Here is a 10,657-nt window from a genome sequence, read left to right on the forward strand (position 1 = left end):
AGATTCTCGCTTTATCAGGCGTAAGCCGCAGCCGGAGTAACCTTCCCAAGACGGAGGGCGTCCAGTGCGATCATTTTTTCTTCATTGGTAGGGATCACCGCGCAGGCCGCGCGGGACGACTCGGTGGAGATCACGCGCTCGCCCGCGCTGCCCGGCAGGGCATTTTTGGACTCGTCGAGGATGATGCCAAACACCTTAAGATGCTCCACCACCAGCGCGCGGATAAGCACGGAGTTCTCACCGATCCCGCCGGTAAACACCACGCCATCCAGACGGTGCAGGGACGCGGCATGACCGGCGATATGTCGCGCAATCCGGTGGACAAAGGTCTTTATTGCCAGCCGCGCCCGCTCGTTGCCGTCATGCCAGGCTTTCTCCAGCGCGCGCAAATCGGAGGAGATGCCAGAGATCCCCAGCAGCCCGGACTCTTTGTTGACCACGCGCTCCAGATCCTCGAACGACTGGCCGGTCTGCCGGGCAATCCACGCCATCGCGCCAAAATCCACGTCGCCGCAGCGCGTGCCCATCACCAGTCCTTCAAGCGGCGTCATCCCCATGGACGTGTCCACGCTTACGCCGTTACGCACCGCGCAGATGGACGCCCCGTTGCCGAGATGGGCAATCACCAGGCCGCTGTCATCGGGAGAGAGCCCGAGCAGCGCGTGCGCCTGCGCCGACACGTAGCGGTGAGAGGTGCCGTGGAAACCGTAGCGGCGCACGCCCAGCTCTTCAAAATAGCGGTACGGCAAGCCGTACAAATACGCCTGCGGCGCCATGGTCTGGTGGAAGCTGGTATCAAATACCGCCACCTGCTGCACGCCGGGGAACAGGCGCCCGGCGGCTTCCACGCCGCTCAGGTTGGCGTAGTTATGCAGCGGCGCCAGCGGGGAGACCTGGCGGATCTGCGCCATCACCTCTTCCGTGATCAGGGTCGACTCGCTGAAGAGGTCGCCGCCGTGGGCAATGCGATGACCAATCAAGGCCACGCTGCCCATCAGGTTGCGTTTCTCCAGCTCCAGGGCGATGGCGGCCAGCGCCCCTTCGTAGTCCTGGTGAGCCAGTCTGACCGGCTCACCCCCATTCACGGAAATAAAGGCTTTTTCTGTGTTGATGCCGTCCGCAATGCCCGTCATCAGGGCATCGCAGCCTGCGGCGTCCAGCACCGAGAACTTAACAGAGGACGATCCGCAGTTAATGACCAGTACTACCGGAAACTCAATCATGGTATGGCTCCGCTCTTCCTGAGCTTTGGTTTAAAACAGTTTGTACACGATGTTCAGAATGGTCAGCAGGCCGACCACGGTTACGAAGATGTTCTCGGTCCGGCCTTTGTATTTCGCCAGCGCAGGCGCCTTGCGGATGGCGTACATCGGCAGCAGGCACAGCAGAGAGGCGATAATTGGCGCGCCCATGGCTTCAATAAGGTCCAGGATGTTCGGGTTGGCGTAGGCCACAATCCAGGTGGAGCCCATGATGAATACCATGCTGATGGTATTCAGCTTGCCCACGGAGACTTTCTTCTTGTCGCCCTTGTAACCGAACTTGAGGATCAGACCGTTCAGCCCCTCCAGCGTGCCCAGATAGTGGCCGAAGAAGGATTTAAAGATAGCGACCAGCGCGATGATGGAGGCGCCGTATTCCAGCACCGTGGCGAACGTGGATTTACTGCCTGACATCGACGCGAAGTGGTTCGCCAGGTAAGAGAGCACCGGAATGTTCTGCGCTTTGGCGTCCGCCATGTTCTGCGGAGAGAGCGTAAACAGGCAGCTAAAGGCGAAGAACATCACCACCGCCACCATCAGCAGGCTGGCGCGACCAATGATTTTGGAACATTTCTGCTCGGTAAACTCTTTCCCGAACTCTGGTTCGTACTCTTCGCGTTTGGAGACCACAAACGAGGAGACGATAGGCGAGAAGTTGAAGGAGAAGACCATGATGGAGATCCCCAGCCACACCGTGACCAGAATGCCGTCATGACCGGTGAAGGCGATATCGCTCAGGTTAACCTGGTCGATCACCGCCGAGTTCCAGTACGGGATCAGCGAGAGAGAAATCAACACCAGGCTGGCGATGAACGGGAACACAAGGTAGCTCATCACTTTCACCATCAGGTCTTTACCGAACCAGATAACAAAAGCCATCAGCAGCAGCAGGAATAGCGCCACCACGCCGCGGTTCAGGGCGGGCATCTGGAGCTGGTTTTCCCAGAAGGTCATAAAGGTGTTGGTAATGGTGACGCCGTAAATCCACAGCAGCGGGCAAATGGCAAAGAAGTAGAGGAAGGTGATCACCACCCCGCCGGTCTTACCAAAATGCTCCTCCACCGTTTCGGTGATGTTGCCGGAGACGTTACTGCCGGACAAACACAGACGCGCCAGCGCGCGGTGGCAGTAAAAGGCAATCGGGAACGCGAGTACCAGCATCAGCAGGATAGGGATCAGGCCGCCAAAGCCTGCACGGATGGGGAAGAACAGCACGCCTGCGCCAATGGCGGTACCAAACAGGCCGAGCGTCCAGGTGGTATCCGATTTACGCCAGGTGGACGTTTTTGTCTGGCCAACGATAATGCTTTCTGTGTTGCTCATAAGTCATCCTTTATGCGTCAACGAAGCCGGTAATTTGGGAAACACGGGAGAGATCGATATTGCCGCCGGAAATAATGCAGACGGTTTTTCGGCCCTGAATATAGTGGTCCAGCTTGCCGCTTAATAACGCCGCGCACGCCAGCGCACCGGCACCTTCCGTGACCACCTTATTTCGCTGAATAAGCGCGATCATGCTGTTGCGAATCTCGTCTTCGCTGACCAGCACAATGTCATCGACTAATTCACGAACAATTTCGAAGGTTAAATTACCTGGGCGAGACACGTCGCAGCCGTCAGCTAATGTGCCGGTAACACGATGACTGGTTATTTCTCCGGCCTGATATGATGCGGCCATTCCGTGCACATTTTCAGACTGCACGCCGATAATATTGATAGTTGGGTTGATGGATTTAATTGCTGTCGCAATACCGGCAATTAAACCGCCGCCGCCGATGGGGACAATCACGTTATCCACGTCATATAAATCTTCGAGGATTTCCAGGCCGATGGTGCCCTGGCCGGCAATGACTTTCGGATCGTCGTAAGGCGGGATAAAAATGCGCCCTTCCATCTCGACGATTTCGCTCACTTTGGCGATGGTGTCGTTAAAGTTCTCGCCGTGCAGCACCACTTCGGCAGAGTAGTCACGCGTGGCGGCAACCTTGGATTTCGGCGCGCCCATCGGCATGACCACTTTGCCGTCGATGCCGAGCATGGCGCAGGAGAGAGAGACCCCCTGCGCGTGGTTCCCTGCGGAACAGGCCACCACGCCCTTGCGTTTTTCCGCATCGGTCAGCGAGCTTAATTTATTAAAAGCCCCACGTATTTTAAACGAACCGGTACGCTGCATATTTTCAAATTTCAGGAATATCTCACCCTTACACCGTTCGCTCAGATAATTCGAGCGCGGCATACCGGTTTTATAGATCTTTCCCGCCAGTCTTTTTCTGGCGTCCTGAATATCTTCAATGGTCACCGGGAGATCGTAAGTAATGTGCATAATATCCTCGTTATAATAATTCATTGTTTTCAGGCAAAGTCAGGGTATCAGAGCGTTAAAAAGCGTCGCTCCGGGTGTTTTAAATCATCATTATTTCTATCGTCGTTTTTCGATATTCATCGACGAATATTGTTTCGCCAGTTCAACTAATACTGACGCCGATTTTTTAATACTGTAATTTTTTGACCACACGGCGGCATAACGCGCCACGGGTAATTCATCTTCCACCGGCAGAACAATAAACTGGTTCGAGCCGAATGGCGCAATCATGTCACGGGGGATCACCGTCAGGTAATCGGCATTGAGGACAAGGTTATAGATGGTGACGACGGAATCGGTCTGGACGATGTTTTCAATGCTGATGTGGTTGTCTTGCAGGGTGGTCAGGAGTTCGTTGTAGTAGCCCATATCGGTTTGCGGCATCACCCACTGCTCGTGCGTGAGCGATGCCAGTCTGGTCGGGCCGGTGCACGTTCGTGATTTACTCGCCACCAGCACAAACTCGGATTCAAACAGTGGCTCAACGTGAAGATCCTGAAGCTGCATCCCGTCGCTCAGCGTGCCGATGGCGAAATCCAGCCGGCCATCGCGAATGGCGGGCAGGAATGAAGAGAGCTGCGCTTCATACATTGAGACGCGCGCTTTCGGGAACACTTCCTTGAATTTTTTGATCATCCCGGACAGGAAGGTGAAGCCAATCAGCGACGGATAGCCAAAAGAGACGTCCATGACGGTACTGAAACTGAGGCTGTTGATCTCGCTCACCATGTTTTTCATTTCGCGGGTGATCGACTCAGCGTAGGACAGCAGCACCTGACCGGCGGCAGTGAGTTTTACGCCGGTGTTCTTACGCACCATCACTTCCACCCCAAAGTAGGATTCGATGTCGCTGATGATTTTGCTGACGGCAGGTTGCGTCAGCCCCAGTTGTCTTGCAGCAGAACCTATGGAGCCACTTTTGATGACTTCCTGAAATACCACGAGGTGCTGTGTTTTCGGTAGAATAATAGTATTCATAATATTCTGCGCTTATTTCCCTATGACGCAGCGGATTCTACCCAATATTGTTTCAGGGGGTATGTGCTGTTACTCACAATTTGCCAGGACGCTCTGTTTTCAATCGCACCAGAAATCTATTTATGTTTTTATAAATCAAATGCTTATCACAATAAAAATACGCATTTACGCTGATATTGATCAATAAAAAACGCGGTAATAAATTTATTTTATGGCAATAACTAGCGTGAATTTTTTTGCTTTAAAAATATTAATAAAGGCTATCTTTCAGGCAATTAAAGGTTAATAAAACACCATTATTCCTTTAAAACATTTTTGTGGTTTATCAACTTTACCAGGAATATTTATTCACTTTCCGGTTAAAGAGTGGGATATATCACACATTCACCATAAGAATGTTTTTAGATTCAATATTAAATTATCAAATGAATAACATTCGGCATCACTGACTAAACATTTACAACATCTTCTCAACACTAAAATTTTCTAATTTTACAGCGTTAAATTTTGTGATTACGATCATGCGCAGCAGATGAGAGGAACACACAGTCAAGCAAATAGTGAAATGTGCTTAGCGTCGCAAAATTGAGAATTGATGTCGTTTGGCGCTTCGCTTACCCGGCCTGCAACCTTCAGAAAGCAAAAACCCCGCCGAAGCGGGGTTTCGTAAGAAGTTGAAGCTGACCGATAAGCCGGGTTCTGTCGTGGACAGTCATTCATCTAGGCCAGCAATCGCTCACTGGCTCAAGCAGCCTACCCGGGTTCAGTACGGGCCGTACCATGTGAACCCCTATTTGGCCTTGCTCCGGGTGGAGTTTACCGTGCCACGGACTGTTACCAGCCGCGCGGTGCGCTCTTACCGCACCCTTTCACCCTTACCTGATCCCGCTTGCGCGGGCCATCGGCGGTTTGCTCTCTGTTGCACTGGTCGTGGGTTTCCCCCCCAGGCGTTACCTGGCACCCTGCCCTGTGGAGCCCGGACTTTCCTCCCCTCCGCCCGTCTCCCCCGAAAGGGACGACGACGAAGCGGCGACTGTCTGGTCAGCTTCGGCGCGCAGTATAGAGGGTTTGCGCGCCGCTGTCACCCCTGGCTACGCATGCCTACCTGCAATGTGGCCGCGATATTCCGCGAGGCGCGGTAAATGTTGTCATATGCTCCCTGGAACGCCTCTTCCAGTGAACCGATACTGGTCAGTACGCTGAACACCGCGTCGATGCCGTACTGATGCACCACACCCACATCCTGCGTCAGACTTCCGGCAATCCCGATCACCGGCTTATGGTATTTTTTGGCGACGCTCGCCACGCCGACGGGCACTTTGCCATTAATGCTCTGGCTGTCGATGCGCCCTTCCCCGGTCAGCACCCACGTGCAATCGTGAATATGTTCTTCAAGATTGAGCGCCTGAGTGACAATCTCGATGCCGCTTTTCAGCTCAGCGCCCAGGAAGGCCATCAGCGCCGCGCCCATGCCGCCCGCGGCGCCAGCCCCCGGAACCCGGTTGACGTCAATGCGCAGTGATTTTTTGATCACCCCGGCGTAGTGGCTAAGATTGGCGTCGAGTTCGAGGATCATCTCCTCCGTGGCGCCTTTTTGCGGGCCAAAGATACGCGACGCGCCGCTTTCACCGACCAACGGATTCGTCACGTCACAGGCGACGCGGATTGCGCATCCCTGAAGACGCGGATCGAGATCGGAAATATCAATCCGGTTAAGCGCCATCAGGCTGCCGCCGCCGTAGCCGATCTCCGTCCCGTTCGCATCCGTAAACTTCGCGCCCAGCGCCTGCATCATACCCGCGCCCCCATCGTTGGTTGCGCTCCCGCCGATACCGATAATGATGTTGCGCGCGCCTTTATCCAGCGCGCTGAGGATCAGCTCCCCCGTCCCGCGCGACGTCGTGACCAGCGGGTTACGCTGCGCGGGAGGAACAAGCACCAGGCCGCTGGCGGCGGCCATCTCGATAAACGCGGTGGTACCGTCGCCCGAGATCCCCCAACTGGCCTTCACCTTTTCCCCTAACGGGCCGGTGACGACAGCCTGCTGCCAGGTGCCCTGCGTCGCAGCGATCATCGCTTCAACCGTACCTTCTCCGCCGTCAGCAACGGGAACAGACACGTAATGAGCATCGGGGAAAATTTCCCGAAATCCTTTTTCTATCGCCTGCGCCACCTCGGTGGCAGACAGGCTTTCTTTATAAGAGTCTGGCGCGATTACGATTTTCATAGTTGTATGCCTGAGCCGTAGGCCCGGTAAGCGTAACGCCACCGGGCAGGACGTCATTAGCGAGCAATTTCAACCTTCGCCAGTTTTTCGTAATAGCACGCTAACGCGCTGTGATCGGCGGTGCCCAGACCGTCCGCACGCAGCGCCTGCATCATCTCCATGACGGCGGCAGTCAGCGGCAGCTGCGCGCCCACGCCGTGGGAGGTATCCAGCGCATTCGCCAGATCCTTAATGTGCAGATCGATGCGGAAGCCCGGCCTGAAGTTACGATCCATCACCATCGGCGCCTTGGCATCCAGCACGGTGCTGCCCGCCAGACCACCGCGAATGGCCTGATAGACCAGATCCGGATTAACGCCCGCTTTGGTGGCCAGCGTCAGCGCTTCGGACATGGCCGCGATGTTCAACGCCACAATCACCTGGTTTGCCAGCTTGGTGACGTTGCCTGCGCCAATTTCACCGGTGTGCACCACGGAGCCAGCCATGGCTTTCATCAGGTCGTAGTATTTGTCAAACACGGCTTTATCGCCCCCCACCATCACCGACAAGGTGCCGTCGATGGCTTTCGGTTCGCCGCCGCTGACTGGCGCATCCAGCATCTCCACACCTTTCGCTTTCAGCGCCTCGCTGATTTCGCGGCTTGCCAGCGGTGCGATAGAACTCATGTCGATCACCACCAGACCCGGCTTCGCGCCGTCGATAATGCCGTTCTCACCCAGCGCCACCTCTTTCACGTGCGGGGAGTTTGGCAGCATGGTGATAATCACGTCGCACTGCTCAGCAATCGCTTTTGCGGTTGTCGCCGTTTCTGCGCCAGCCGCAATCACCTCTGCCACCGCGTCTGAATTACGATCTAAAACCACCAGTGAGTAACCTGCTTTGATGAGGTTTTTGCTCATTGGTTTGCCCATGATACCCAGGCCAATAAAACCCACTTTCAGCGTCATAATCTGTTTCCTCAATGATGGTTATTTTTTAAAAGCGTCCGCTAATTTCTGCGTGGCGGCGCGGAATACGCCGAGGTCGCTGCCGACGGCAACAAACGTTGCGCCCCACTCCAGGTAGCGGCGGGCATCGGCTTCCACTGGCGCCAGAATGCCGCACGGTTTACCGTGCGCTTTGGCACGGGCAAAAATGTGCTGGATAGCGCGCTGCACGTCCGGGTGGCTGGCGTTGCCCAGATGATCAAAAGCGGCAGCCAGATCGCTTGGGCCGACGAAAATACCGTCCACCCCATCGGTCGCGGCAATGGCGTCGACGTTATCGACCCCCTGCTGGCTCTCGATCTGAACCAGAATGGTGATGTTCTTGTTGGACTGAGCGAAATAGTCCGGCACGGTGCCAAACATGTTGGCGCGGTGCGAGACGGACACGCCGCGGATCCCTTCCGGCGGATAGCGGGTCGCCGCCACGGCCAGCACCGCTTCTTCTTCCGTTTCAACAAACGGGATCAGGAAGTTGTAGAAGCCGATATCCAGCAGACGCTTGATGATCACCGGCTCGTTGGTGGGCACACGCACCACCGGCGCGCTGTGGCTGCCTTTCAGCGCCATCAGCTGCGGAATAAACGTGTTGATATCGTTTGGCGCATGTTCGCCGTCCAGCACCAGCCAGTCGAACCCGGCCAGGCCCAGCACTTCGGTGCTGATGGGGTTGGCCAGCGCAGACCAGCAGCCAATCTGAATCTGGTGCGCCGCGAGGGCCGCTTTAAATTTATTCGGGAAGATGTCGTTACTCATTACTTATACCTTTTTTAATTCCGCAGTTTTAGCCAGTAGCTTTTCTTATTTATTCCGACTCAGCGTCAGCGTTATATTTATTTTCCTGACTGAATTTTGGCGTTATAAAATCGTCATTCAGTATAATCGTCACCACCCGGCAGCACATTGTCTCAATGCTCAATTATCCAACGGGAGTAGCACGCTATTTTGAGCATATGCCCAACACAGTGGGCGCTGATGCACAGAATCAACGATTAGTGGTTCGGGAGCGATCGCGATCACATTCTCACCTTTCCTCTCCTGGCATTCTTTATTTCCTCAATAAGAAACAATTAACCATCTGGCTATATTTAGTATCAGATATTTTGCTGGAGAAGAGTGAACAATGGCCGATATTGAAATTCGACAGGCGTCGCCGACGGCGTTCTATATAAAAGTGCACGATACCGATAACGTGGCGATTATTGTCAACGACAATGGCTTAAAAGCTGGCACCCGCTTTCCGGATGGCCTGGAGCTGATTGAGCACATTCCGCAGGGGCATAAAGTCGCACTGGTCGATATCCCGGCGCAGGGCGAAATCGTGCGCTACGGCGAAGTCATCGGCTATGCGGTGCGCGCTATCCCGCAGGGTAGCTGGATTGAAGAGTCGCTGGTTGAGCTACCCACCGCCCCGCCGCTGGAGACGTTGCCGCTGGCTACCCGCGTCCCTGAGCCGTTGCCTCCGCTGGAGGGTTATACCTTCGAGGGTTACCGCAACGCGGATGGCAGCGTGGGAACCAAAAACCTGCTTGGCATCACCACCAGCGTGCATTGCGTGGCGGGCGTAGTGGATTATGTGGTGAAAATTATTGAGCGCGATCTGTTGCCGAAATACCCCAACGTTGACGGCGTGGTGGGTCTTAACCACCTGTACGGCTGCGGCGTGGCGATCAACGCGCCCGCAGCGGTCGTGCCGATCCGCACGATTCACAATATCGCCCTTAACCCAAACTTTGGCGGTGAGGTCATGGTGATTGGTCTCGGCTGTGAAAAATTGCAGCCAGAACGCCTGTTGCAGGGTACTGAGGATGTGAAAGCCATTCCGGTTGACGATGCCAGTGTTGTGCGACTTCAGGATGAACACCATGTCGGCTTCAGATCGATGGTCGACGACATTTTACAGGTGGCAGAGCACCATCTGGAGAAGCTGAACAAACGCCAGCGTGAAACCTGCCCGGCCTCTGAACTGGTCGTTGGGACACAGTGTGGCGGCAGCGATGCGTTTTCCGGCGTCACCGCCAACCCGGCAGTCGGTTATGCCTCCGATCTGTTCGTGCGCTGCGGCGCCACGGTGATGTTCTCCGAAGTCACCGAAGTACGTGATGCTATCCACCTGCTCACGCCGCGCGCCGTCAACGAACAGGTGGGCAAACGCCTGCTGGAGGAGATGGCCTGGTACGATAACTATCTCGACATGGGCAAAACCGACCGCAGCGCCAACCCGTCTCCGGGTAACAAGAAAGGCGGCCTGGCCAACGTGGTGGAAAAGGCCCTCGGGTCGATTGCCAAATCCGGCCAGAGCGCGATTGTGGAAGTGCTCTCCCCTGGCCAGCGACCAACCAAACGCGGTCTGATCTACGCGGCAACGCCTGCCAGTGATTTCGTGTGCGGCACCCAGCAGGTGGCGTCCGGCATTACGGTACAGGTCTTTACCACCGGGCGCGGCACGCCGTACGGCCTGATGGCGGTACCGGTGATCAAAATGGCGACCCGCACCGAGCTGGCAAACCGCTGGTATGACTTAATGGATATCAACGCGGGCACCATCGCCACCGGGGAAGAGAGTATTGAAGAAGTGGGCTGGAAGCTGTTCCACTTCATTCTGGATGTGGCAAGCGGGCGGAAGAAAACCTTCTCCGATCAATGGGGATTGCATAACTCGCTGGCGGTGTTTAACCCGGCGCCGGTGACCTGATGGCCCCTCACCCTACCCTCTCCCCACCGGGGAGAGGGTAAAAAACCGCACCGGGCAGTCCCCTCTCCCCTATGGGGCTGAGGGTTCCCCACAAAATAATGCCTGCACAGACGGCCCCCTCTCCCTTGAGGGAGAGGGCTGGGGTGAGGG

General features: G+C 55.5%; 8 protein-coding genes and 1 other RNA gene. 1 reads left to right on the forward strand and 8 read right to left on the reverse strand.

Annotated features, from left to right (window positions below; translation table 11 throughout):
* Positions 1-14: 14 nt before the first annotated feature.
* The 8 genes from tdcD to garL all read right to left on the reverse strand — a co-directional run bounded on the left by tdcD (position 15) and on the right by garL (position 8,568).
* On the reverse strand, positions 15-1,223 hold the full coding sequence (tdcD, locus tag ACOTYH_RS12160; protein ID WP_032618950.1) for a propionate kinase: 1,209 nt from the start codon (positions 1,221-1,223) through the stop codon (positions 15-17).
* Positions 1,224-1,253: 30 nt separating this feature from the next.
* Positions 1,254-2,585 (reverse strand): threonine/serine transporter TdcC, encoded by a 1,332-nt coding sequence (tdcC, locus tag ACOTYH_RS12165; protein ID WP_006812083.1) that lies wholly within the window; start codon positions 2,583-2,585, stop codon positions 1,254-1,256.
* Positions 2,586-2,595: 10 nt separating this feature from the next.
* On the reverse strand, positions 2,596-3,585 hold the full coding sequence (gene tdcB / locus ACOTYH_RS12170; protein ID WP_023304478.1) for a bifunctional threonine ammonia-lyase/L-serine ammonia-lyase TdcB: 990 nt from the start codon (positions 3,583-3,585) through the stop codon (positions 2,596-2,598).
* 96 nt (positions 3,586-3,681) lie between these two features.
* On the reverse strand, positions 3,682-4,602 hold the full coding sequence (tdcA, locus tag ACOTYH_RS12175; RefSeq protein WP_421637764.1) for a transcriptional regulator TdcA: 921 nt from the start codon (positions 4,600-4,602) through the stop codon (positions 3,682-3,684).
* A 672-nt stretch (positions 4,603-5,274) separates the two neighbouring features.
* Positions 5,275-5,651: RNase P RNA component class A (gene rnpB / locus ACOTYH_RS12180), an RNA gene on the reverse strand.
* A 32-nt stretch (positions 5,652-5,683) separates the two neighbouring features.
* Positions 5,684-6,829 carry a glycerate 2-kinase gene (gene garK, locus ACOTYH_RS12185; protein WP_032672038.1) on the reverse strand — a complete coding sequence of 382 codons (1,146 nt, stop codon included), beginning with the start codon at positions 6,827-6,829 and terminating at the stop codon, positions 5,684-5,686.
* Positions 6,830-6,885: 56 nt separating this feature from the next.
* Positions 6,886-7,776 carry a 2-hydroxy-3-oxopropionate reductase gene (gene garR / locus ACOTYH_RS12190; RefSeq protein ID WP_017382435.1) on the reverse strand — a complete coding sequence of 297 codons (891 nt, stop codon included), beginning with the start codon at positions 7,774-7,776 and terminating at the stop codon, positions 6,886-6,888.
* Positions 7,777-7,797: 21 nt separating this feature from the next.
* Positions 7,798-8,568: a 2-dehydro-3-deoxyglucarate aldolase gene (gene garL / locus ACOTYH_RS12195; RefSeq protein WP_063946018.1), complete on the reverse strand. Its 771-nt coding sequence runs from the start codon at positions 8,566-8,568 to the stop codon at positions 7,798-7,800.
* 367 nt (positions 8,569-8,935) lie between these two features.
* On the opposite strand from garL, the gene garD reads away from it, so the two are divergent.
* The gene (garD, locus tag ACOTYH_RS12200) at positions 8,936-10,507 is read left to right on the forward strand and encodes a galactarate dehydratase (RefSeq protein ID WP_141414475.1); all 1,572 of its coding nucleotides are present in this window, start codon (positions 8,936-8,938) and stop codon (positions 10,505-10,507) included.
* Positions 10,508-10,657 lie beyond the last annotated feature (150 nt).

Origin of the sequence: Enterobacter cloacae complex sp. SHL001 (assembly GCF_049236825.1) — a bacterium.
GTDB classification, from domain to species: Bacteria; Pseudomonadota; Gammaproteobacteria; order Enterobacterales; family Enterobacteriaceae; genus Enterobacter; species Enterobacter hormaechei_C.